Raw genomic sequence first — 23,328 nt, 5'->3', positions numbered from 1 at the left:
AGGGGATGACTTTATTTGCGATGGTTACCTATTACGGCTTGCCGCAGCGGCATGAAACTAGCCAAAAATGTTTATAGCGAGGAAGGCCTCATTCTCCTTGGAGAACATGTAGAGCTTAACGATTCATATATCAAGCGCCTAAAGGATATGGGCGTTGGCTTTGTATATATAGAAGATAAAGATACAGAAGGAATTGAAGCGCCGAATCTATTGTCCGATCAAACGAGGCAGGAAGCGAACTACCGCATTCGCAAGGAATTCAAGTCGCTGATGAACAAGGACTTGGTCAAGAGCCGAATGGGGCATTCCGGTCTAGGCAAGGCGTTTTCTTCCGTGTTGGACCAAATTATTGACGACTTGGATGGGCATCCCGAGGCCATGGTCATGCTTGGAGATATTCAAGCTACGGACGATTATATTTTCCGACACTCCTTGAACGTGTGCGTTTATACGACGTTATTCGGACTCCGTTACGGATATGATCGCGAGATGTTGAAGCAACTTTCTATGGGCGCGATGCTTCATGACATTGGGAAGACCCAATTGAATCAGAAAGTGCTGAATAAGCCAGGACAGCTTACGGATGAAGAGTATCAGCATGTGAAGCTGCATACCGAATATGGCTTTCGCATTTTAAAAGGGGAGCCGAATATTCCGCTTGTCGTTGCACACTGCGCATTCCAGCATCATGAGCGCCTTAATGGCAGCGGTTATCCAAGAGGAATCAAGGAGATCGGGATTCATGAATTTGCGAAGTGGATTGCAATTGCCGATTCATATGATGCAATGACGACACACCGCGTGTATCGAAGTGCATTGATGCCTCATGAGGCTTTGGAGATTCTATATACGGGCGCAGGCACCCTTTATGATCAGTCCATGCTGTGCCTGTTCCGAGATTCGATAGCGGTGTATCCGCTAGGAATGACGGTTCTCCTTAGCACAGGGGAGACAGGGGTTGTGGCGCGTATTAACCCGATCTATCCACAGCGCCCAGTCATTAGGCTCTTGACAGACCCGGATGGGGTTCCTTATGCTGACTTGAGGGAAAAAGATCTATCCAAGAGTCTCAACATTACGATTCTTGGCGCCAAATTTGATGGATAAGAGCTTATACTCTCTTCGTTAGTGGTCCTCCTATGGGTTCACGGAATGGAATCATGGAGTCAGGCATATTTTTTTCCTAGAATCAAGTTATTTTATTTAAGGCTAGGTGACGAAAGATGAATACTGTGCATCATCAAGATCGAAATAAGGAGAGGGTTGTCGGCACTGTATCCAAGCTGTCACCGACCAATGACCCTTGGGATCCTATCGTTTCGTTGAAGCGATATGGTGAGCATCGGCTAACCAGCGTTGAGATGACCGTGGCTCAAGTATGCAATATGAGATGTGAGCATTGCGCTGTCGGACACACGCTGATCATGAGAGAGCCGGATATGCTTCCACTCGATCTCATGCTGAAGAAGCTAGATCAGGTACCTGATCTAGAGACGATCAGCATCACAGGCGGAGAACCTACCTTCCATATGTCGACCGTCAAGGATTATATTATACCGATATTAAAATACGCAAAGGATCGCGGAATTCGCTCTCAGTTGAATTCGAATGTAACGTTGGATTATGCTAGATACGAGATGATTGCTCCTTATCTTGATGTGATGCATATTTCCTTTAACTATACAAACGCGAATGATTTCCATGAGGTTGGCTTTGTACATACAAACCATCAAGTGTCCTCGTCCGTGACAGGCAAGTGGTATGATCAGATGATGGAGAATACGCGTCGATTGGCGGAAGGGGGATTATTCGTCTCTGCTGAAACGATGATTAATTACCGGACGCATCAGAAGCTCGGCGAGATCCATCGCTTGATCAACGAGATGGGCTGTAAGCGGCATGAGGTGCATCCGATGTACCCAAGCTCCTTTGCAAGCGATCTGCCGGTTCTCTCCATTGACGACTTTAGAGCGTCGATCCACCATTTGCTTGATGTTCGCAACAAGGAGATGTGGATGCTGTTTGGAACGCTTCCGTTTTATGGCTGCAACACGAATGAAGAGGATCACGCTCTTCTTAAACGACTCCATCAAGAGCCGAATGTGACCGTGCGAAACGATCCGGATGGGCGCAATCGCCTGAATGTAAATCTATTTAATGGCGAAGTGTATGTCACTGATTTTGCGGACATTCCTTCCTTCGGCAGTATTTACGAGGAAGAGCTGGATGATATTTTTAATCGCTGGTTGAAGACGCATCCGCTCGCTCAGTCCGTGAACTGCCATTGTCCTGCAGCCAATTGCTGTGGACCGAACCTGCTCGTTGCGAACATGTATTATCCGTCGGCTGACTTTAAGCAGCGGAAGTCTCACATTACGCTTGTATAAGAAGAATTATCGCGACTAAATGCCATCATCATGAATTGTACAGAATTGGATTCATTGAATCGAAGTAAGCTGATTCATTCACATTGGTAAAGCGTCATAAAAAAAGGCGGTGCCCAGAGGCATCGCCTTTTCATATACGGACTTACTAGATCTAGAATCTAGTAAGATCCAAAAATTCTAGTGGATCACATTAAATCCTGTAATCACGCTGATTGCTGGATCGTTATCTATACGCGATAATATGATCGGCAATCAGCTTACCATGATGTCTGCCAGACTCGATAAAGATTTCATTCGCATCGCGTCCTGACGCAATGACGCCGGCAACATATAGTCCCTCTACATTGGTAAGCATCGTGTCAGGATCGAAGACGGGCTTCTCCTTGTCTTCATCCTGCAGCTTCACGCCTGCTCCTTCAATTAGCTCGCGATCAGGGCGGAAGCCAGTCAGAATCAGGACGAATTGACTATCCCTGCTGGTTGCTGTTCCATCATGGGTGGTTACGGTGATCTCCCCAGGATGTATGGCTGTAACTTGAGCGCTAAAATGCATCTCAATCTCGCCTTTTTGAATCAAACTTTCAAAGGTAGGGCGTACCCAAGGCTTTATGCGAGGTGAGATCTCAGCGCCTCTGTATATGATTCGCACCTTAGCCCCTACACGCTGAAGCTCAAGCGCAGCATCCACAGCAGAGTTGTTCCCTCCTATGATCGTCACGGTCGTACCTGCGTAAGGATGCGCTTCTTCAAAATAATGCGTCACATGAGGCAGATCCTCGCCTGGGATGCCAAGCATATTCGGATGATCAAAATATCCTGTGGCTACAATCACATAGCGAGCAGAATAGGTACGCTGCTCTCCATTCGTGGTCGTGGTCGATGCAAGGAATAAACCGTCCTCCTGCTTGCGAATCGCAGTAACCTCTTCATAGGATTGAATTTGAAGATCATAGTGTCTCGCGACCGTAAGGTAATAGACGAGTGCTTCCTTGCGATACGGCTTGTCATTCGTTGTTGTAAAAGGAATATTCCCAATTTCGAGCAGCTTAGGGGTGCTGAAAAACTGCATGTTTGTCGGATAACGATAGATGGAATGAACCACACAGTGCTTTTCTATAATAAGCGGTTCAATTCCCGCCTGCTTAAGCTCAATAGCGGCTGACAAGCCGCAAGGGCCTGCGCCAATAACGATTGCTTCATGATGCTGCATCATACACGCCTCCATCTCGTTCTTTGCGTTGCATATGTCTATCGTATCAGGTTCAGGGAAGTGCTGCCAAGTTATTTCCATTTAACGTTGAAAAGACAATCTCCAAAAAATATGATAAGGTCTTGTTAGCTGGATGTGTTCAGACAACATAGAAACGACATTTGACTACGCGATAAAGGATGAGATGAAACCATGACTTCACCGCAAGCAATGATTTTTGACATGGATGGCACATTATTTCAGACGGAGACGCTTCTAATTCCAGCGTATCACCGTTTATTTGATCGTCTTCGCGAGGAAGGGCTGTTCAAAGGTCCAACCCCTCCTGAAGAAATTATATTAAGCTCATTAGGCATGCTTCTAGAAGCAATCTGGAATCGCGTCATGCCTGATGCAAGCGAGGAAGCGAAACGCCGGGCGGACGAGCTGCTCTTGGAGGAGGAGCTGTCAGGTCTTTCTGCTGGTGCTTCTAAGCTGTATCCTGAAGTATCAAATACGCTGAAGGCTCTCCATGAACAGGGAATAAAGCTGTTCGTAGCAAGCAACGGACTCGAGCCGTATGTAATAGGAGTAGCAGATGCTCACGAGATATCCCCTTACTTTGACGGACTATATAGTGCAGGCGGCCACCAAACGGAGACAAAGGTAGACTTGGTCCGTATTCTCTTGGAGGAGAACCAGATCGATCATGCTTGGATGGTCGGCGATCGTTCATCAGACGTAGAAGCAGGCAAGAAGAACGGATTAACTGTCATAGGCTGTAAATATGCAGGCTTTGGCGATGATCAAGAGCTTGATGGTTCCGATCATATTATTCATCACTTTTCAGAAATATTGGACCTCGTGAAGGCACATTCTTCATCCAAATAGGAGGCTGCTTGTATGAGTGCTGCGGATGCTCCACCGATCAAGCTGGTGAAGCCAAAGCTTCCAAGGCAGCTTGAGCCGCTTCGATTATGCGAAGCGGGAATTGAAGACCACACCGAGTTCAGACAGGCAAGATGTGAGGATGAAGCGGTTGAATATGTAACCGCTGGCAAGGTTCTATTCGACCAGATGGAGTTTCATAATGTAACCTTTCGTCATGTTTCTCTGCAGCATGCAGAGCTGACCGACATTGTGTTTAAGAACTGCGACTTGTCGAATGTGGACTTTAGTGATGCGATTATCCACAGGGTTCAGTTTCTGCAATGCAAGATTATGGGGATGGACATGACGGCTGCGACGATGCGCAATATTTTGTTTCATCAATGCGCAGGCGATTATGCGACCTTTCGGTTTGCGAATATGAAGCAGGTATCTTTTCAGGAGACGTCACTTGAAAAGTCAGACTTTTATCATACGGAGTTCAACAAGGTGGAATTTCCAGAATGCAAGATTGATCAGTCTCAGTTCTCTGGCGCGAAGCTAAGAGGGATTGATCTGAGCACTGCGGACTTTCATAATCTCGGAGTGACGCTTGAAGATCTGCAGGGCTGCATCATTTCACCTGGACAAGCAATCCTATTTACGAAGATCTTCGGGCTCGTTGTCAAAGATTAACATGCATAAAGGCACAGGCTGTTAGAAGCCTGTGCCTTTTAAATGAGGAAACAGCGTTCCTGGAGAGATGTTGAACCATTCATTTTTCAAGTTAGGCTTATGAATCAACATCTAATCTTTTCTCAAGGGACTTGATGAGTTTAATAAGCTGTTCCGTCTCCTGTTCGTCTTGCTTTTGTCTGCGCTGCTCTTCGCGCAGCTTATCAAGCTCTCTGAGCTCATCAAAGTCCGGAAGAAGGGAGTCATCCACTTCTTCACTCCAATCATGATTGTGAGGCGAAGCTTGATGATCGGATTTGATTGAGGACCGGCTTCGCTCAAGACTTGAGGCCTTGGATGGAAAGAAAGGCTTGCTTGGCCGCTTGGAGCTTCGCTTTGCTTCTTTTCGGGATGGTGCCGGAGGAAAGAGGAGTGACTCGAGGTCTGTTGGTTCCGTTAAGGATGGAAGCGCTGAGATCGATACCGTATCGGATGATCTTGTATCCTCGATTTCCATAATAGCTGAGTGATCCTGAGTGTCCAGTGTACGGACATCTTGGTTCCGAGTGCTGCCCTGATGCTCGTAAAGCCATTTGGCATACTCAAGAGGCCGGCGTATCGCCAAGTTGTACGTATCACGGTCTCCGATCCGAGCAAATACTTCACGGGCTGGCTTCGGATTCACCTCCAAGAGCCATACATGGCCGCTTCGGTCAATGGCTAGATCAAGGGCAAGCTCGCAAAGCGCGCCATAGCGCTGCTCAAGGAATTTTGCAACCTCGCTGCCCAGATGCTCCGCATCCTCTTTAACGGAGGCGATCTTGTGGTCATCGCCTATCCATTGCCTAAGCAGGGATTCCATTCTTACCGCCTCGCCGCCGCCGTGCAGGTTCGAGGTAATGCTTTTTGCAGCGCCTACACGCCCCGCACAGCCAGTCAGAGCCCATTCGCCCGTACCGTCCTTTTGCACAAGCATTCGATAATCATGAACCCGTCCGCTTGGCAGCTTCAAGGAGATGCCCTGCTGCACCAGATACCGGCCTTTTGCTTTCCAAGAGGACAATCGCATGGTAAGCTGTGTCCAGGTCATGCGCTGAGGCCTAATAATTCTGCGCATCTGATCTCTGCCTTGCACATAGACCATTTGCTTGCTTCCCTTCAGGCGCTCTATTCGCAGTATTCCTCGGCCGCCTGTACCGTTAATCGGCTTTAGGTAGACGATATCATGCTGCTTAAGCATGCGCTGCACCTCCGAGATGGAGCTGTACAGCTTTGTCTTTGGCAGGTAGGGCTCGAAGGCTGGAACATCCGACAGGACCTGATAGATGGTCCATTTATTGCGAAGAGGCCGATTCAAGAACAGGAGATGGCGGTATTTGGCACGGAAGCGTTTGAGCTGCTCGAAGCGATAGCTGTTCTGAATCCGGCATCGATCAAAGATCATATGAGGGAAGTGGACCCATTTTCGTGACCAGCGCTGATGGCCAGGATGATAGGTAAGGGCATAGATGCGCTGCGGCTGATCCCTTACATCCTGTGGAGTGAAGACGAAGACTTCAAGTCCGAGCTTCTTTCCGGCCGTAATCATTTTTTGAAAAATAGTGCGTTCTTCAAGTTGCTTCTGCTCATTCATATAGAGCGTTAGAATGCCTAGCACCGGTTGAGCCAAACGTATTCACCTTCTTTTCTCCGTTATCCGCCTGATCGTGAAAGATAAGAGCAGTATTGAAAGATGCGCTCCAATGATCGTCTTCGAATGTGAGGCTCATCGAACTTCATCGGCTTCGCATTGGCTTCAAAGAACCAGATGCCTCCCGTCGTATCAACGCCAAGATCCATAGACATTTCCCCAAGCGTTTGGCCTGATCCTCTCTCTACCTGCTTCGCGATTACAATAGCAGCCATTCTTGCCTTTGCCATAATGCTTCTAGCCTGCTCTGTGCCAAAGATGGTCGTCAATATCTTCTCTGGATCTTCAATGCTTCCTCCGCGTGGAACGTGAGTGGTAATACTCGAGACTCCCGCGACACGAGCACCTATGCCTGTAACGTCCCATTGTCCTCTGCCATTCTTCTGAGCTAGCAGTCTGAGATCGAAAGGCCGCTTATTCATAGTCGCAAGCGTAATGCCTTGTTGAATGATATAGGAGTTCGTGCCAGCCTCCTTGCGAATTCTCGTCCACAGCTTATCAATCTTGGCTGCTTTATAGGAGGTGCTTCCTTTCTTGTCCTGCACTTTTAAGCGGAACTTCAAGCTTTTGGCTGGATTCATTCGAAGCGTCATGATGCCGACTCCCGCTTTTCCAGCCTCTGGCTTTAGGTACAGATAGGCATGTTTCTTCAGCATCTTCCCTAGACCGACAGAGGTTTTTAGCCTTTGGGTTTTCGGAATATATTTTCTTGTCGTAGGGGAGTTCTTCAGCCATTCGAACAGATGCCATTTATTGAAAAAGTAAGGGTTGAAGATTTTGATGTTGGGGTGCTGCAGCACATCCTGAATCTTACGCTTAACTGTTGACTGCATCTCGTCCTCGCGGAGTGGGATGCGATTGTAGATGACGTGGGGCAGAGGGAACCATTCCTGCTGCCACACGTTCGTTTCTTGGATGTAGTTGTAGCCAATCACTCGCTTCTGAGACAACTTCAGATCCTTGATCGTCAAGATGTAGACGGTGTAACCCATCTCTTTGCCTGCTGTAATCGTCTCCGCGAAGTTGACTCGGTTACCCCGGAAATACTCCTTGTCATCATCCATCGTTAAGATAGCGATGATCGGTCGTTTTTGTGACTCTTCACTCACGGCTCTTCCCTCCTGCGAAATTTACTGAGGTACAAGCAGTGCTCCAGGATATGTTCGATAGAGGAGCGTCCTTCACTTTTGAGTGAAGGGTGCTTAAAGATAGAGCGTCCCGGCTTCGCGTTTGCTTCAAACATCCATACCTGCTCATCGCGGTCTATGCCGAGATCGAAGCCAAGCTCTCCAAGCCGATGCGGATAATTGCGCTCTATCGCTTCCGCTAGTTCAATCGCGACGTCTTTTGCTTTATCTATAATAAGTTCGGCGCGATCACCGAATGTTCGTTCAAGAGCTTGCTTTGGCGTCATCAGCTGTCCGCCGTTCTTTACATGGGTCGTTACACTGCCTTTGCCTGCTTTCTTTGCACCGATCCCCACAACGGCCCACTCATTATCCCCATTCTTATGCATATGAAAGCGGAAGTCGATTGGACAGCCGTCAATCTCGGCGAGTCTTACTCCCTGCTGAACAACATAATTGCGAAGGGAGCGGCCATGACGTCCTTCCAGCATCCGCATGAGACTGGAGAATTTTTTGAAGCGAAGCAGCATATTCTTCCCATTAGCGGTGTAGCGAGCAAAGTATCCCTTTTTAGGAAGATAGGTGAGTCGATAGATGCCGATGCCAAGGCTGCCTGCTGTCGGCTTATAGTATACGAATTGATGCTTCTCGAGCATCTCCTTGATGACATCAGCACTTGGATTCATAACGGATTCCGGCACATACCGATTTGCTGCCACCTCATCCTTTAGCAGGGCGTATACATCGGATTTGTTAAAGAAGCTCCAGTTGAAGAAGGGGATGTTGCGGCGCATAAATCGTTCCCGGAGGGTATTGATATAGCTTGTCGTTTCGGCTTTTCGGCTTGGCAGGCGGTTATAGATTACATCAGGTAGGGGGACGGTCTTTCTTACCCATGACCCAGCCTCGTTGATGAAGTAGGCGTGCACCGTCTCGTTTTGCCAATTAATATCTCTTGGGGAGAAGGCGAATACATAGGCTTTCTTGTTGCCGGCTCGGAGAATTTGCTTAATAAAGCTCGTTCTGCTTCCAAATGGATGTGTAGCCGAACGCTGAGAGGCATCGGACATAATGCCGATTAAGGGACCGAGCTGCACGTCTCCTTCATTTTCATTTAATAAAAATACACTTCCTGATTTGGGAACTCGGAATCGCGTCCTTAGCGAGGCGGGAATATATAGATGCTTTCCGGCTTTGCGAATGGGCTTCACCGTTACAGGAACGCTTGATGATCCCAAATGAAGGCGCACCGTTCGTTTTCCGGATAAGTTCAATTGCTTGAGCAGGGTATGCGAGACATACACCATCTTATCGGATTTAGGCGTCAAATGGACGTTACATACCGTCAAACTCATGGACAGACCCTCCTAAGATGTCGAACCATGATGCTCTTAGCGTACAAGATCGGCTTCTCTACCGCTTGCTTGGCAGCCTCATGGTCGCCGGTCTGAGTAAAAACGGTTCTTCCCGGCTTAGAATTCACTTCGAGCAACCATATACGAGCATGTTGATCAATGCCAAAATCAATCCCGCATTCCACGAGCCGCCCATGCTGCTGCTCGATGGCAGTAGGGATGATCGCGCTGTAGGCTTCAAGCTCCTGTATTAAGCGATCTGACTCTTCTGTGCTGAACTGTTCGGCTAGAAAAGGGGCAAGCGACACGGCGTGGCCTCCTCCGTGCAGATTCGACGTGACGGCTCCTGGCTGACCGATGCGTGCGGCCATCCCTGTCATGGTCCAGCGCCCCGATTCATTTTTTTGCATCAGAACCCGAACGTCGTAAGGTTTGTCATCACGGGTATGCAGAGTAAGGAAAGGCTGCATCACGAACTTGCGATTGCCGATGAAGCGTCCAATCCACGCAAGACAGTCCTTCGGCTGTTGGAACTCCCGTACAAAGGGCTCGTTGTGCCAATCCCTGCCTTCGATAACCATTATGGTGATGCCTTCGGAAGGGAGGCTGCCATGAGCTGCTTTATACACTCTTGTCACATGCAGCACCGATCGTCCTTTGCTTCCTCCATGGGGCTTAAGAAATACAGAGCCGTGATGGCGATTAATAAAGTCAGCGAGATGCGGGTTCCCTTGATACAATACCGTCTCAGGCATGATCTTTTTCAAGAGTTCTTCACCCTGTAGCATCCGGTACACATCCCACTTTCCGCTCAAACCGATGCCAAGCCACTTGGTTTGTATGCGTTTCAAATAGGAGACTGCCCCTTGAACCTTGCGAAAATGCTCTTTGTCAACGAAACTAAGTCGGTCAAATACGAGCTGTGGGATGGGCGTGATCATTTCCTTCCAGCCCTGCTTTAGCCGGTAGGTGTAGCTGCGCACCGTTTTTGTCTTTCGGTTTACCCAGAGCGGGCAGAAGATAAGCACCAGTACCCCGTGTTTTTGTCCAGCCATGCACAACTTTTTGCAGAAGGATGCCTCGGTAAATGGAGGGCTTCCGCTTGACTCGTTTTGCATGACACCCAGGATGCGGCTCGAATCCTTCAACAGACTCATGGACTCCACCTCCTTCTTAGAAACCCGTTAAATATTTGGAATATTCGATAATCTTGCGAACAGAAGGACGTACCTTATTGTCATGGAGAGGGGTGTTATCGTTCTTGGAAGGCTTAGAGTTTACTTCAAGCAGCCAGACTCGACCGACATGATCAACGGCTAGATCAATCCCAAGCTCCCCGAAATGGGCGGGAATATGGGTATCAATGCCTTGGGCAATTTGCAGGGAAGCTAGCTTAAGTTTGCTGTACATATCCTGCTTGGCGTTGGAAGGAAGATTCGATCGAATCATGGCATCCTTCACGGTGCTTAACGTGCCGCCTCTTGCAAGATTCGAGACGAAGTGCTGATTGCTTGCTGTTCTCGCGACGATGGAAGTAAGCGTCCATTTGCCTGTTGCATTTTTCTGTACGAGAGCTCTGAAGTCTACGGGACGGCCTCCGTTCTCCATAAGCGACAGTCCTTGCTGGATCTGATACCGATTATTGGTCAGCTTGCCGGAGATAGTGGAGAACATCTTGGGAAGACTGTTGAAGCTTTGCCTTCTTGTGCCGTTCACCGTTGTATACATGGCTTGGTAAGAGTGCTCATTTAGCTTTGTAACGCGAATAATCCCTTTTCCGAGGCTGCCTCGTGCCGGCTTAAGAAAGACAACGGAGTACTTGGCGCACATCGATTTGAGCGTAGTGAAATTGCGCAGCGCATGCGATTCAGGCAAATATCTTCCGATGCTAGAATCCTTCTTCAATACATCGAACACTTCGGTCTTATCTAGAAATTTCTCGTTGAAAACGGCCCCTCCATGCTTGCTCTTTACCTCTTGCATAAACTGCTGAACACGGGGCTTATTTTCTGATTTGCGCGTTGTCAGTCGATTGTTGATCACATCTGGAATCGGCACTTGCGCCTTTTTCCAGATGCGATTGTGATATACCCATGCAGTCAGGGGTTCATAGGACTGTTCTAAATGTTCAGGAGTAAAGACACAAGCCATTGCCCCTTGTGCCTGGCAGGCCTCCACCAGCTCCTTGCAGAACATGGAGATCGGTCCGAACGGCTTCTCAGGGTTGTCAGGACGGTCTTTGCTGACTAGAATGCCGATAAAAGGGCCCATGATCAGCGATTGACTCGCTGCGTGATAACGCAGACGAAGCGATTGACCGTTCTGAAGACCGAATTTGCGCGCAAGCACAGCAGGAATTCGCAGTCCGTCATACCGCGGAACCGATTGAAGAGTGATCAGTTGTTTCTCGGAGCCGAGCTTAACCGTTAGCAGCTCACGAACCGGAATCTTCCACTGCTTCACATAGGCGTCTCCAAGCATAAGAACATCATCTTTTAGCTGACCGGGGTTCATCACCTGAATCGTCACTTTACTTTTTGACATGTTGGTTCTCCTTCCAACCACAACTTGCGGAAAACGTGCGTATAAGTGCTCGGGTTGCGACGAGCATAGGCGAATGCAAATCACTGCTGTATCATATGAGGACAGATTTTTCTTGGTGATTGCCTATGCGGCAAAAAGAAACCGATGGACAATCTCAATCCTGTAAGAACTTGTAAGGGGTAACCATTAGACAAAAGAACGAGAAATCCGTTAAGATATTAAACGTATGTACAGAGCAGGATGTGCATTTATCCATACATAATGGGCTCCTGCTGAATGAAGATGAGCTCCGAGGGATAAGGGCTTGTCACCAAAGGAGAGACGAAGAGATGACAAATGTATACGACAGAGCGCATGAACTGGCTCGTGCACTGCAATCTTCCGAGGAAGCCCTTGCTGTGGAGAACGCAATGAAGGAAATCGATCAGGAGCCTGAAACGAAAAAGATGCTGAATGACTTCCGTACGCGTCAAGTGGAGCTTCAGCAAAAAATGATGACAGGCGCAATGCCGGATCAAGATGAAATGCAAAAGATGGAGCAGCTTTACCAAGTGATCAGCATGAACACCAGCATTGCGAAACTGTTCGATGCTGAACGCCGCTTAGCTTCTGTCATTCAAGATGTAAATAAGATTGTGACAGATTCACTCAGTCATCTATATCAGGAATAGAATATCGAAAATGGAAGGGTCGTGCCTCTTTTTGAGAAGCACGGCTCTTTTTCATGTCGACGGGCTGACATAATTCAGAGAACCATTTCATAGGCTGATAGTAAAGGAAGAGAGGAGTGTGCCACGTGAAGAAGGTTTCAAAGAAGCCAAGCCGTAAAAAAAGCCAAGCCGTATCGGTCATTTCCATTGCAGCTGTCCTAATCATGCTATTCATTGCCCTGCCGACGATTCCGCTTAGGGAAGGATTCTCATTAGCGGCCATTTTTGGTGCTGTATGGGCAGTATTTGCTGTATTAATCATAGGCGCGCATCTCTATCGTTTGCTGAAGGTCGATGAGGATACCGAGAACAGAATGAAGCAGATTAAAAAGGAACGAATGAGAAACATCGAACAGAGAATCATGGGAGATTCTTAAGGAGATTCTTAAGTGATAAACAAAAGAAAAGAAGGCTATTGTTCTCCTTTACGAAAGTTCAGGAGCGCAGTAGTTTTTTTTTGTGTAAATAAACAAAAGTTGTGAAAACTAAATGAATTTTGCGAAAAAAAGAGAAAAAATATGAAAATTAAAGCTAGAATAATAAAATGTCGAAGATAGAACGGGAGAGCACGTTCATTTCCCAGGCGATTGAGTTGATCGAAGAGTTGACGAGATGTATAATAAACAAATCATTTTAGAACTAATTTATGATTTTGGTCAATCAGTCAGAAAACAATATGCAGGAGGTGTTGAGCATGAAATGGTTTCGTAACCTCCGCTATTTTGGGAAGGAATTTCTGGCTACTATCAAAACGAAAAGCATAGTGATCCCGATGCTCGGGTTGCTAGTAGTTCCAATCCTCTATAGTGGGGTATATCTGGTGGCGAACTGGGACCCCTACAGCAATGTGAAAAACATGCCTGTAGCTGTTGTAAACGAGGATAAACCCGTCACATTTCAAGGTCAGGAAATCGCCATCGGTCGAGAACTGGTGGAGAATTTGCACAATAATGATAGCGTGCAGTTTCACTTTGTCACCAAGGATGAAGCAGAACGTGGACTTCGGGAGAACCGTTATTATCTCATGATTGAAATTCCTGAGAGTATGTCGCAGCATGCGACGACGATTCTAGATCCAAGTCCTGCAAGGCTTGAGCTGATTTACAAGGAGAACAGCAGCTTTAACTTCTTGTCAGCGCAGATCTCTGATAAAGTCGTTGAGAAAATTAAGTCTGAAATGTCTGAGAAAGTAACGGAAACGTATGTCGAGCAAATGTTCAATGCAATTGGACAGCTTGCCGTTGGGCTGGATGCTGCAAGTGATGGTGCAGGACAGCTTGAGGACGGATTAGCGCAGCTCGGTGAAGGGATTGAAACGTTCCGATCAGAAATCAATCATCAGATCGATGAAAAGACTTCAGGCGCCGACAGCCTAGTGAATCGATTACTTGAAGAGAATGAGAAGAAGCTTAACGATACGATTCAAAAAGAAATTGACCAAGCGATTGATAGTCATAAGGGGCCTCTTCTTGAAAAGCTTAATGAAGAGATCGATTCCAAATCCACCGAATACAGTCAAATCATGAGAGATAAGGTACATAGCCGCATTGATGAGATTGTCGGTGACAATAGTGGTCCGGCTCTTGATAAGCTGCATGCAGAGATTGATCGCGCGTTTGATGAGTATGGGGTGAAGGTTCAGCAGAAGCTTCATGAGGATCTCGACAACACCTATGCGGCTCACTACAACGAAGCGATGGATGCCATTCAGAAGAAAGTCGATGAATCTGTTATTCAGATGAAGCCTGTGGCGAAAGCTACGATTCATCGTCTGATTGATCAAGAGATGAGTCAACTCGATTCAACCGTTCATAAAAAGGTTCATGATTGGATCAGCACGAAGCTCGATGCCTTGTTCGATCCGATCATCAAGATCGTAACCGATAATCAATCGAAGATGGCTGAAGACCTCGAGAAGCTAAGCAACGACCTTGACAAGCTTAGTCAGGAGCTTACGCCTGAGCAGCAAGAACAGCTTAATGCGATCAGACAGCATGTGAAAGAAATGGAGCCAGCAGCGAAACTTGCATTGGATCCCGATCAGCTGATTAAGCTGAGAGACAAGATGAAAGAGGATCTGTACAAACTCGCTGATGACGAATTAAATGCTGCAAGTAAGAAGCTGCTCAATGTTGTGCATGCGGAGGCCGATCAGAAATTTGAAACTTTCTTCCCAATGATACGCGGTCTAGCGCAGGACTTTGCGAAGCAGAAGGCTGAAGAGATGGCGCCAGTGCTGCTTGCGAAAGCTCATATGATTGCAGACGAAGTGTATAAAGACAAATCAACTCAAGTTCAGAATACCGCGCATACGGTAGTCGATGAGAAATGGAACGAGCTTCAACCGGAAGTGGTAAGCAAGGTTCATGAGCAAGCTGATGCTCAGATCAATCGCGTTCAGCCAGAGATCGTTAATAAGCTGCATGAAACGGCAAACAGCAAGGTTGAGGAACTTACTCCGATTGTAAGAGATAAGATGCATTCTCTTGCCAATATGAAGCTTGATGAAGCAGCGAAGAAGCTGCAGCACATGATCTTTACGAAGATAACAGAGCTTATGGAGCAGGTGGATAAAGCTACCGCTACCATTAATGGCGGCTTTGATCAGCTCAAGGAAGGCCAGCAGATGCTTATTGACGGCGGTGCTGAGCTTCGAAGCAAGCTTAAGGAAGGTGCTGAAAAAGCAACGCAAAATCCGACGGATAGTACGTACCAAATGGTATCGAAACCAGTTGGAAGTGAAAAGGTTGATAACCATGATGTCGGCACATACGGCATCGGTATGGCGCCTTACTTCCTCTCACTCGGATTCTTTGTTGGCGCGCTGATGTTCTCCATCATCTTCCCGATGAAGGAAACGAAGCTGCGTGCGCCAAATGGTTTTGCTTGGTTCTTGAGCAAATACGGCACCATGATGATCGAAAGCATGTTCCAGGTATTGATCTCCTGCAGCATTGTCCTTTACATTATTGGTTTAACGGTAACCGACGTACCGATGTTCTTCGTCGTATCGATCGTTACCAGCTTGATGTTCTTCGCTTTTATTCAGTTCTTCGTGACAGCCTTTGGCAACGTTGGACGCTTTATCATTATTATTTTGCTAGTTCTTCAGCTGTCAGCGACAGCAGGTACGTTCCCAATTGAGCTGACACCTGATTTCTTCCAGATGCTTCATCCGTATTTGCCGATGACGTATACGATTCGAGCATATCGCGGCGTTGTATCCTTAGGAGATATGAACTACGTATGGCAAAATATCCGAGTGCTGCTGTTGTTTACGATCATTCCGTTAATCTGCAGCATGATCTATTTTGCCATATCGGATAAAGCAGCAAAACGAAAAGAAGCTGCCAAAGAGCAAGAGCTCTCATTATCTTAATTTTTAGCATTGCAACAGCCTCTATTACCGATAAGACAAAGGAAGTGTCTTATCGGTATAGAGGCTTTTTTTGCGCATCATGACAACGTTATGCTACAATGATGACAGAATAGAACAGTTCGGGAAGAGGGGTGTAACAGATGGATAAGCATGATGTAACATTGACCAAGCATGAGCAACTGCTTCATCATATCGAGAGCTTAAAGCCGGGTACAAAAATCTCGGTCCGCAAGCTTGCGAAGGATCAAGGCGTTAGTGAGGGGACAGCTTACCGAGCTGTAAAGGATGCGGAAAGCCTCGGCATCGTCATCACGAAGGAACGGATTGGCACTGTGCGTGTAGAGAAGAAGCCTCGCAATTTATCGGAGCAGCTTACATTTTCTGAAGTTGTGGATATTGTAGAGGGCCATGTGCTTGGCGGGGCAAGGGGACTGACCAAGACACTGAACAAGTACGCGATCGGTGCGATGAAGCTTGACGCGATGGCTCGCTATATCGATGCAGGCAGCTTGCTTATCGTCGGTAACCGTGAGGATGCACACCGATTAGCCTTGGAGCAAGGCGCAGGCGTATTGATCACAGGAGGATTCGGTACGAGCCGTGAAGTGAAGGTGCTGGCGGACACGCTGGATCTGCCGATCATCAGCTCGAAGGATGATACGTTTACGGTCGCGACCATGATCAACCGTGCGCTGTTTGACCGCCTCATCAAGAAGAAGATTATGCTTGTTGAGGATATCGTGGATACCAACTCAGCACTTTCCGTTCTTCGTTCTTCAAGTACGGTAAGGCAATTCGATCAATTGCGGGACAGCACAGGACTGAACCGGTTTCCGATTGTAGATGAATGGAACCGTGTTGTAGGGATCATTACGTATAAGGATGTAACCGGGGCAGGGCCTGATCAGACCTTGGATAAGCTGTATACGCGGCACCCGATTACGGTTTCCCTAACGACGACGCTTGCTTCAGCTGCCCATACGATGGTGTGGGAAGGCATTGAGGTGCTTCCGGTTGTTGACCGCAACCGCAAGCTGATTGCCATGATTACCCGCCGTGAAGTCCTTCATGCAATGCGGGATTCACGCAAGGAGCCTCAGCTCGGAGAAACCTTCGACGACCTGATCTGGAATGGATTTGAGGAGCTGCGAGATGAAGAAGGAATGCTCTATTATCAAGGGATGATCACGCCTCAGATGGTGACGGGTCTCGGCTCAGTATCCGAAGGAGTCATGATGTCGATCATGACCAATGCAGCTATGCGGATCGCGAAGGATGTGCGTGGACACGATCATATTATGGAGAATATGACCTCTTACTTTGTCCGTCCAATCCAAATAGAGGATATCGTAACGCTTGTTCCTAAGGTTATTGAGATGAGCCGCAAGTTCTGCAAGCTTGATATGGAGATGAGACTCAATCAACAGCTCGTTGCCAAGGTGATGCTGACGCTGCAATCGATTGGCAATGACTAGTATAATCTCATACGAAGAAAAGCCTATGGCGAACAGCTGAATGCTAGATTTTGGCTGCGGCAGCCATAGGCTTTTTATTTTATCGATTGTCTAAAACTTGATTCAAGTAGGATTCGCATTGGTCTTCTTTAAATTTCATAACATAGCGCGTTATTACTCGGTATAATTTGAAAGTGAAAAGAAAGGAGCCTGCTTTGACATTTGTTAAGGCAGGCTCCCTGTTTATTCCCATGATTCATCATGCATTGAAGTTAAAATGATATCTTAGTCTGTGATGTCTAGGCTCCGCGTTCTTCCAGCAGGCGTTGAAAGGCGCCATGATTGCGCAGTCCTGCAAATAGATTGAAGGCTCCAAGACATAGAAGCACAGCACCGACGATGACACGAACCGTCGATCCGGTAAACATCGTCATTTGAATGATAGCGATAAAGATGAGCATTAAGCCCATGCTGATATTCATGCGTGCAGCATATAAGCCTCTTAACAGGGCATCCTGGCTTCGTCTTGAGCGAAAGCTGAAAAATACGGAGCTTAGCGAGGCAACACAGATCAAGCCGATAAGGATCGTTTGAATAACTTGCATGACAATAAAGCGGCCCCTTTCACGGTGTCTTTTTTCATCATTTTACCATATAAAGGGTAGCCAAACTATACTGCTATCAATGTTAGACATAGATTTAAAAAGTCCTGAAGACCTGACACGCTGCAACCTAGTGGTTATCTCAATCCTATATCAGTATATGTATATGAACGATTTGGCTGATAACAAAAGGTGATGCAAGCTAGTTTGTTATTTATGGGGCAGTAGGCAATTGAAGTCGTGCATCAACCCACACGTGGAGGACGCCTTCCGCCACCAGCATTGTCCGAACCGATACCGTGTAGCTGTGTTCATTAATATTAGTATACACCTTGCTTGTCAACAGCCCCTCTATAAGTTTCGTATATTCATCAATTTGAAAGACGCTGCGCCCCTTCATTCCGCTTAAATCCTTTAACAGCTTCTTTTTAAGGACCGCTTCCTCAGCGGCTGGGATATCTTGCTTTTGCTGTTCATAGATATGAACCGAAATACTCTTAATGACAGCGGATTGATTCTTATAACGAATCAAGTCTTCATTTTCCGCCTGATAGTGTGACAGCTTGTCCTGCAGATCAAGGTTCCGCATCGTTAGCTCTTGGACTTGGTGAAGGAAGACGGCATGGTAGATACAAGCTCCGATAATCGCGCCAATAATAATCAAAGCGAGATCCCGTATCAGAAGTCGAATATGCAAGCTGCTACCCCCTTGCTCGGCAGATCCATTGAATAAGCTCTGTCCCAAGATGGGCGCCTAGGAAGGAAACGAGAATGAGCATGATCTGCTTGAATACAGGAGGGAGGTTGCCGAGCATAAAGTTTGTTTCAATGATGCGAAGGGGGTCGATCGTCCCGCCAACGGCTGCTACGATCGCCCATATTTTAAGATGTTCTGCGATATGCCGCATCGTATCCACAGGTGATTTCAGCGCGATGACGCTTCCGATTCCGGCAAGCATGGAGCCTCCGACAACGACGCCAAGCGCGATACAAAAATCGATAATGGCTTTGGAAAGAAAGTCCGACATAGGCATATGCTCCTCTCATCGATGTGGACAATCATTGCCCCTTGTACATATATAGGCGATTTAGATAAAAATATGTTACAATCAAAGACGAAAGTATGTTCGGGGAAATGAGTTTCTCTTTTTTAGTTCATAGCTGAAGGATTTCCTATTCGAATAGATGAATTTGATCAAATAAATGATGCTTAAGAAATGGAGTGGAGCGCATGAGTGGGTTCGTACATTTGCATGTACATAGTGAATACAGCTTATTGGATGGAGCTGCTCGTATTGAAGCTTTGGCTGAGCGCGCGGCAGCGAATGGCATGACTGCGCTTGCTCTGACGGATCATGGCGTCATGTACGGAACGATAGCCTTCTATAAAGCCTGCTTGAAGCATGGCATTAAGCCGATTATTGGAATGGAGGCTTATGTGACCACAGGCTCTCTTCATGATAAAGGGTCGCGCAAGGATCAGCCGATCTATCATTTGTTGCTGTTAGCCAAAAACAATCAAGGCTATCGCAATCTGATGAAGATTACGAGCGTTGGTCATTTGGAAGGCTTCCATTATAAGCCGAGAGTAGATATGGAGACGCTTCGCCGCTACAGCGAGGGAATTATCTGTACGAGCGCTTGTCTTGGCAGCGAGATCTCCCAGCATGTGCTGCATGGACGCATGGAAGAGGCGAGAGAGGCAGCCCTTAGATATAAGGATATTTTTAAGGATGGCTTCTATTTGGAACTGCAGGATCATGGGTTAACGGAGCAAAAGAAGGTCAATATGGGCCTGATCGAGCTTGGCCGCGCACTTGATATTCCACTTGTGTGCACGAATGACGTCCATTACTTGGAGCCTGAGGACGCTGCTATGCAGGATGTCCTGATTTGCATTGGCACAGGGAAGACGGTGGAGGATGAGGAGAGGCTTCGCATTGCCTCGGATCAGCTGTACTTAAAGTCTCAAGAGCAGATGAAATCACTGTTCCCGCACGTGCCAGAGGCTATAGATAATACGGTTGCGATTGCATATCAGTGCCAGGTGGACCTTACATTTGGCGAAAGCGTGCTGCCGGAGTTCTCACCGATTCCAGAGGGCATGACATCAAGTGAATATGTTCGAAGCTTATGTGAGGCAGGGCTCAAGGAGCGTTATGAGAAGCTGCCTGAATGGAGCGAAGAGGCATTTCGAGAACAGGCGCTTCGAAGGCTCGATTATGAGCTTCGGACGATTGAGCAGATGGGATACTCGGATTACTTTCTCATCGTATGGGACTTTATCCGCTATGCGCATGAAGCGGGTATCTTGACAGGGCCTGGCCGGGGCTCCTCGGCAGGAAGCCTTGTTGCCTACACCTTGAAGATTACGAATGTCGATCCGATTAAGTACAAGCTTCTCTTTGAGCGTTTTTTGAATCCTGAACGGGTAACCATGCCGGATATTGATATTGACTTCAATGACGAGCGCAGGGATGAAGTGATTGCGTATGTATCGGAAAAATACGGCAGCGATCGCGTAGCGCAAATTATTACCTTTGGTACGATGGCGGCGCGTGCTTCTGTTCGTGATGTAGGGCGTGTGTTGAACATTCCTTATCAGCTTACGGATAAGGTTGCGAAGCTTATCCCGCAGCAGCTTGGGATGACGCTTGCAGAGGCGCTGCGGACGAGCGAGGATCTTCGTGCGCTCCGAGATTCGGAGGAGCGCGTCAAGGAGCTTCTTGATATGGCTGCAAAAGTAGAGGGGATGCCGAGGCATGCCTCCACCCATGCTGCCGGTGTCGTCATCAGTCCGGAGCCGCTGACGCACTTTGTGCCTCTTCAAGAAGGAACAGAGCACACCGCTTTGACGCAGTACTCGATGGAGCATCTGGAATCAATCGGGATGCTTAAGATGGACTTTCTTGGTCTTCGGACCTTGTCCATCATTGAACGGACACTCGCCTGGATAGCCGAGCAGGAAGGGGCGATTCCAGATCTCAACCTTATAGATGATCAGGATGCTATTACCTATGAGCTGCTTGGCAGAGGCGAGACGACAGGCTTGTTCCAGCTTGAATCGGCTGGAATCCGCCGCGTGCTGAAAGAGATGAAGCCGTCTAATTTTGAAGACATCGTGTCCGTGCTTGCCTTGTACCGTCCAGGTCCGATGGAGTTTATTCCGAACTTTATCCATAGCAAGCACGGGGTGAAGCCTGTAGATTATCCTCATCAGGATTTGGAGCCGATCCTGAAGGATACGTATGGCATTATTGTTTATCAAGAGCAGATTATGCAGATAGCTTCCAGAATGGCAGGGTTCAGCTTGGGCGAAGCAGACCTGTTGCGCCGTGCCGTTTCGAAGAAGAAGCGGGAAGTGCTCGATCAGGAGCGGACGCACTTTGTCGCAGGCAGCCTCAAGCAAGGCTATACCGAGGAAGAGGCGAACCGAGTCTACGATATGATTGTTCGGTTTGCCAATTATGGCTTCCCGCGCGCGCATGCGGCCGCATATGGGGTGCTCGCCTTTCAGACCGCCTATTTGAAGGCGCATTATCCGAATGCTTTTATGGCCTCGATGCTGACGGCACAGATGGGCAATCATCGCAAGACAGCTGAATACATCGAGGATTGCAGAAAGCTTAGCATTGAAGTGCTGCCTCCTGATATCAACGAAAGCGGCTTGACGTTTACTCCGGTAACGGGAGCGATTCGCTTTGGTCTTGCGGCAATCAAGAATGTAGGGACATTGGCTATCGAAAGCATTATGAAGGAGCGAAGTGATCGCCCCTATGAGGATCTGCTCGACTTCTGCAAGCGCGTTGACCTTAGAGTAACGAATCGACGCGTGATTGAATCACTGATACAAGCCGGAGCGATGGATTGCCTGCCTGGGCATCGCGCGCAGAAGCTCGCGATGCTTGACGATACGCTGGAGGCGGCGGCAAAGTGGAGGAAGGAACGGGAAGATCTCCAGATCCAGCTGTTCAACTTCGTCGAGGTGAACAATTGGTCGATCGAGTATCCAGAGGTGCCGCCATTTACGACAGGACAGCAGCTTGAGCTTGAGCGTGAGCTGCTTGGCATGTATCTGTCCGGCCATCCGCTGGATGAATATGCGGAGGTGCTGGAGAAGTCTGAGGCTGACCGGCTGATTGACCTGCATGACGCTTCAGATGAGACAGAATGCGTCGTAGCGGGCATGGTCGTATCAGAGCGCGTCATTGTGACAAAGAAAGGGAAGCCTATGGCCTTTATTGAGCTCGAGGATCGCATCGAGCGAGCAGAGGTGGTTCTCTTCCCAGAGGTATGGAAGAAGGCGCGGCCTTTGGTCGCGAAGGGAGCCTTGCTTGCCATTCGTGCCAAGCTGCAGCAGCAGGACGAAGGCTTCAAGCTGCTTGCGCACGATGTGGCGCCGCTTGACCCGCGCGCGGTCGCGTCGATGCTTCGCGACCGCGCGCGCTACCAGCGAAGGGGCGAGGGTCAGAGCCAGTCTCGCCCTGCGCCGGAGCGAACCGCCGCCGGCACGGCACGCGGCGGCTCCGTGGAAGCCCGCGCGCAAGCTTCACATGAGGCTCGCGCGCGGGTGAAAGCGCCGGCCCCAATAGAGGGCCAGGCGCTTCAGCACAGCGCCAGCCCGCGGCCGAATACGCCGCCGCGGGAAGAAGCCCGCGAAGCGGCCCGCACCGGGGGAGCGAGTACCCCGGCGAGCGGAGCCCACCAGCGGGCGAAGCCTGCACACGCGAAAGGAGCTCAGCGCGTGTACATTAAGATCGCTCAGGACAAAGAGCAGCCTGAGCGCTTGAACGAGCTGAAGAGCTTGATTCAGGCCCAGCCGGGCCCGCTCGCCACCGTGCTCTTCTATGAACGCGAGCAGCAGCTGCGCGTCTTAAGCGACAAATATGCGGTGAAGCCTTCGCCTGACCTGTTCAAGCGCATTGAAGCACTCTTTGGCGAGGGGGCGGTTCGGGTGCGCTAGCTTTGCCCGAAGGTAGCCGGCGAACGACTACACGTGTCGAATCTACCAATATCCTTTCTCGAGCTGTTCAAACGGATGCGGATTCCATGAATAAGCTTGATGTCTTATTCAAGGATATCGATGGTTGGTATCGAGAAGAGTTACAGGTGGTTTATGAGAAGGAAATAGCTGAAGGTTTTAGCCAAACTCAATTCAGACCAAAGGATAATATTACTCGTGAGCAATCGATAATAATACTGCTTAATACTGCAACAAAGTATTTTGGACAATTGGACTGGAAACAAAGGGATATGTCACTTACCGATGTAGGACATATCTCTGGCTGGGCCAAAGCAAGTGTCTCCTAGGGAATCGAAGCGGGATTACTCCAGGGTTATCTGTATGGC

The 23,328-nt window shown here is 48.2% G+C and carries 19 protein-coding genes; 10 read left to right on the top strand and 9 right to left on the bottom strand.

The features are described 5' to 3' along the window. Positions 1-15: 15 nt before the first annotated feature. Both I2H74_RS04290 and yfkAB read left to right on the top strand, forming a co-directional pair. Complete coding sequence (locus I2H74_RS04290) at positions 16-1,107, top strand: HD-GYP domain-containing protein (protein WP_195571916.1); 1,092 nt, start codon at positions 16-18, stop codon at positions 1,105-1,107. Between the two features lie 116 nt (positions 1,108-1,223). Continuing rightward, complete coding sequence (gene yfkAB / locus I2H74_RS04285; protein ID WP_195571913.1) at positions 1,224-2,387, top strand: radical SAM/CxCxxxxC motif protein YfkAB; 1,164 nt, start codon at positions 1,224-1,226, stop codon at positions 2,385-2,387. 223 nt (positions 2,388-2,610) lie between these two features. On the opposite strand, the gene I2H74_RS04280 is transcribed toward yfkAB, so the two are convergent. Continuing rightward, entirely contained in the window at positions 2,611-3,600 is a 990-nt protein-coding gene (locus tag I2H74_RS04280; protein ID WP_229106322.1) for a YpdA family putative bacillithiol disulfide reductase, read from the bottom strand. A 189-nt stretch (positions 3,601-3,789) separates the two neighbouring features. On the opposite strand from I2H74_RS04280, the gene I2H74_RS04275 reads away from it, so the two are divergent. Beyond that, positions 3,790-4,467, top strand: coding sequence for an HAD family hydrolase (locus I2H74_RS04275; RefSeq protein ID WP_195571911.1), 678 nt, complete (start codon positions 3,790-3,792; stop codon positions 4,465-4,467). A gap of 12 nt (positions 4,468-4,479) precedes the next feature. Further along, the gene (locus I2H74_RS04270) at positions 4,480-5,139 is read left to right on the top strand and encodes a pentapeptide repeat-containing protein (protein ID WP_195571910.1); all 660 of its coding nucleotides are present in this window, start codon (positions 4,480-4,482) and stop codon (positions 5,137-5,139) included. A gap of 97 nt (positions 5,140-5,236) precedes the next feature. Here I2H74_RS04270 and I2H74_RS04265 read toward each other — a convergent pair whose 3' ends face one another. Genes I2H74_RS04265 through I2H74_RS04245 form a run of 5 tightly spaced genes read right to left on the bottom strand, consistent with a single transcriptional unit; the run spans position 5,237 to position 11,834 of the window. Continuing rightward, positions 5,237-6,787: a YheC/YheD family protein gene (locus I2H74_RS04265; protein WP_195571908.1), complete on the bottom strand. Its 1,551-nt coding sequence runs from the start codon at positions 6,785-6,787 to the stop codon at positions 5,237-5,239. 23 nt (positions 6,788-6,810) lie between these two features. Then, the gene (locus tag I2H74_RS04260) at positions 6,811-7,872 is read right to left on the bottom strand and encodes a YheC/YheD family protein (RefSeq protein ID WP_195572136.1); all 1,062 of its coding nucleotides are present in this window, start codon (positions 7,870-7,872) and stop codon (positions 6,811-6,813) included. A gap of 41 nt (positions 7,873-7,913) precedes the next feature. Beyond that, complete coding sequence (locus I2H74_RS04255) at positions 7,914-9,290, bottom strand: YheC/YheD family protein (RefSeq protein WP_195571906.1); 1,377 nt, start codon at positions 9,288-9,290, stop codon at positions 7,914-7,916. Then, a complete protein-coding gene (locus I2H74_RS04250; protein WP_195571904.1) occupies positions 9,287-10,447 on the bottom strand; it encodes a YheC/YheD family protein in 1,161 nt (386 codons plus the stop codon). The genes I2H74_RS04255 and I2H74_RS04250 overlap by 4 nt, the downstream gene beginning before the upstream one ends. Before the next feature lie 16 nt (positions 10,448-10,463). Next, on the bottom strand, positions 10,464-11,834 hold the full coding sequence (locus I2H74_RS04245; RefSeq protein ID WP_195571903.1) for a YheC/YheD family protein: 1,371 nt from the start codon (positions 11,832-11,834) through the stop codon (positions 10,464-10,466). Positions 11,835-12,163: 329 nt separating this feature from the next. Between I2H74_RS04245 and I2H74_RS04240 the strand changes: the two genes are divergently transcribed. From I2H74_RS04240 to I2H74_RS04225, 4 genes are all read left to right on the top strand, one after another. After that, the gene (locus I2H74_RS04240; protein WP_195571901.1) at positions 12,164-12,505 is read left to right on the top strand and encodes a YlbF family regulator; all 342 of its coding nucleotides are present in this window, start codon (positions 12,164-12,166) and stop codon (positions 12,503-12,505) included. Positions 12,506-12,630: 125 nt separating this feature from the next. Beyond that, positions 12,631-12,921, top strand: coding sequence for a hypothetical protein (locus I2H74_RS04235; RefSeq protein WP_324253997.1), 291 nt, complete (start codon positions 12,631-12,633; stop codon positions 12,919-12,921). Positions 12,922-13,238: 317 nt separating this feature from the next. Next, complete coding sequence (locus I2H74_RS04230) at positions 13,239-15,923, top strand: YhgE/Pip domain-containing protein (protein ID WP_195571898.1); 2,685 nt, start codon at positions 13,239-13,241, stop codon at positions 15,921-15,923. A gap of 140 nt (positions 15,924-16,063) precedes the next feature. Continuing rightward, complete coding sequence (locus tag I2H74_RS04225; protein ID WP_195571897.1) at positions 16,064-17,398, top strand: DRTGG domain-containing protein; 1,335 nt, start codon at positions 16,064-16,066, stop codon at positions 17,396-17,398. 278 nt (positions 17,399-17,676) lie between these two features. On the opposite strand, the gene I2H74_RS04220 is transcribed toward I2H74_RS04225, so the two are convergent. The 3 genes from I2H74_RS04220 to I2H74_RS04210 all read right to left on the bottom strand — a co-directional run bounded on the left by I2H74_RS04220 (position 17,677) and on the right by I2H74_RS04210 (position 19,007). Then, the gene (locus I2H74_RS04220) at positions 17,677-17,982 is read right to left on the bottom strand and encodes a YtpI family protein (protein WP_195571894.1); all 306 of its coding nucleotides are present in this window, start codon (positions 17,980-17,982) and stop codon (positions 17,677-17,679) included. Between the two features lie 211 nt (positions 17,983-18,193). Next, on the bottom strand, positions 18,194-18,676 hold the full coding sequence (locus I2H74_RS04215; protein WP_195571892.1) for a hypothetical protein: 483 nt from the start codon (positions 18,674-18,676) through the stop codon (positions 18,194-18,196). Positions 18,677-18,680: 4 nt separating this feature from the next. Next, entirely contained in the window at positions 18,681-19,007 is a 327-nt protein-coding gene (locus I2H74_RS04210; protein WP_195571890.1) for a YtrH family sporulation protein, read from the bottom strand. A 203-nt stretch (positions 19,008-19,210) separates the two neighbouring features. Between I2H74_RS04210 and I2H74_RS04205 the strand changes: the two genes are divergently transcribed. Together I2H74_RS04205 and I2H74_RS04200 are read left to right on the top strand one after the other, a co-directional pair. Further along, positions 19,211-22,942, top strand: a complete 3,732-nt coding sequence (locus I2H74_RS04205) for a DNA polymerase III subunit alpha (RefSeq protein WP_195571888.1) — start codon at positions 19,211-19,213, stop codon at positions 22,940-22,942. Between the two features lie 86 nt (positions 22,943-23,028). Beyond that, positions 23,029-23,289, top strand: a complete 261-nt coding sequence (locus tag I2H74_RS04200) for an S-layer homology domain-containing protein (protein ID WP_195571886.1) — start codon at positions 23,029-23,031, stop codon at positions 23,287-23,289. The last annotated feature ends 39 nt before the right edge of the window (positions 23,290-23,328 follow it).

The sequence above is a fragment of the Paenibacillus sp. 1001270B_150601_E10 genome, assembly GCF_015558675.1.
GTDB lineage: Bacteria > Bacillota > Bacilli > Paenibacillales > Paenibacillaceae > Paenibacillus_B.
Note: the sequence above shows the minus strand (reverse complement) of the source record. Positions and strands in the feature narration are given on the sequence as shown.

Bases quoted from the DNA above. Each gene is read 5' to 3' on its own strand.
- I2H74_RS04270 (WP_195571910.1), top strand. From the start codon at position 4,480: ATGAGTGCTGCGGATGCTCCACCGATCAAGCTGGTGAAGCCAAAGCTT.
- I2H74_RS04205 (WP_195571888.1), top strand. From the start codon at position 19,211: ATGAGTGGGTTCGTACATTTGCATGTACATAGTGAATACAGCTTATTG.
- I2H74_RS04255 (WP_195571906.1), bottom strand. From the start codon at position 9,290: ATGAGTTTGACGGTATGTAACGTCCATTTGACGCCTAAATCCGATAAG.
- I2H74_RS04275 (WP_195571911.1), top strand. From the start codon at position 3,790: ATGACTTCACCGCAAGCAATGATTTTTGACATGGATGGCACATTATTT.
- I2H74_RS04240 (WP_195571901.1), top strand. From the start codon at position 12,164: ATGACAAATGTATACGACAGAGCGCATGAACTGGCTCGTGCACTGCAA.
- I2H74_RS04230 (WP_195571898.1), top strand. From the start codon at position 13,239: ATGAAATGGTTTCGTAACCTCCGCTATTTTGGGAAGGAATTTCTGGCT.
- I2H74_RS04250 (WP_195571904.1), bottom strand. From the start codon at position 10,447: ATGAGTCTGTTGAAGGATTCGAGCCGCATCCTGGGTGTCATGCAAAAC.
- I2H74_RS04220 (WP_195571894.1), bottom strand. From the start codon at position 17,982: ATGCAAGTTATTCAAACGATCCTTATCGGCTTGATCTGTGTTGCCTCG.
- I2H74_RS04225 (WP_195571897.1), top strand. From the start codon at position 16,064: ATGGATAAGCATGATGTAACATTGACCAAGCATGAGCAACTGCTTCAT.
- I2H74_RS04210 (WP_195571890.1), bottom strand. From the start codon at position 19,007: ATGTCGGACTTTCTTTCCAAAGCCATTATCGATTTTTGTATCGCGCTT.
- I2H74_RS04280 (WP_229106322.1), bottom strand. From the start codon at position 3,600: ATGATGCAGCATCATGAAGCAATCGTTATTGGCGCAGGCCCTTGCGGC.
- yfkAB (WP_195571913.1), top strand. From the start codon at position 1,224: ATGAATACTGTGCATCATCAAGATCGAAATAAGGAGAGGGTTGTCGGC.
- I2H74_RS04245 (WP_195571903.1), bottom strand. From the start codon at position 11,834: ATGTCAAAAAGTAAAGTGACGATTCAGGTGATGAACCCCGGTCAGCTA.
- I2H74_RS04200 (WP_195571886.1), top strand. From the start codon at position 23,029: ATGAATAAGCTTGATGTCTTATTCAAGGATATCGATGGTTGGTATCGA.
- I2H74_RS04260 (WP_195572136.1), bottom strand. From the start codon at position 7,872: ATGGATGATGACAAGGAGTATTTCCGGGGTAACCGAGTCAACTTCGCG.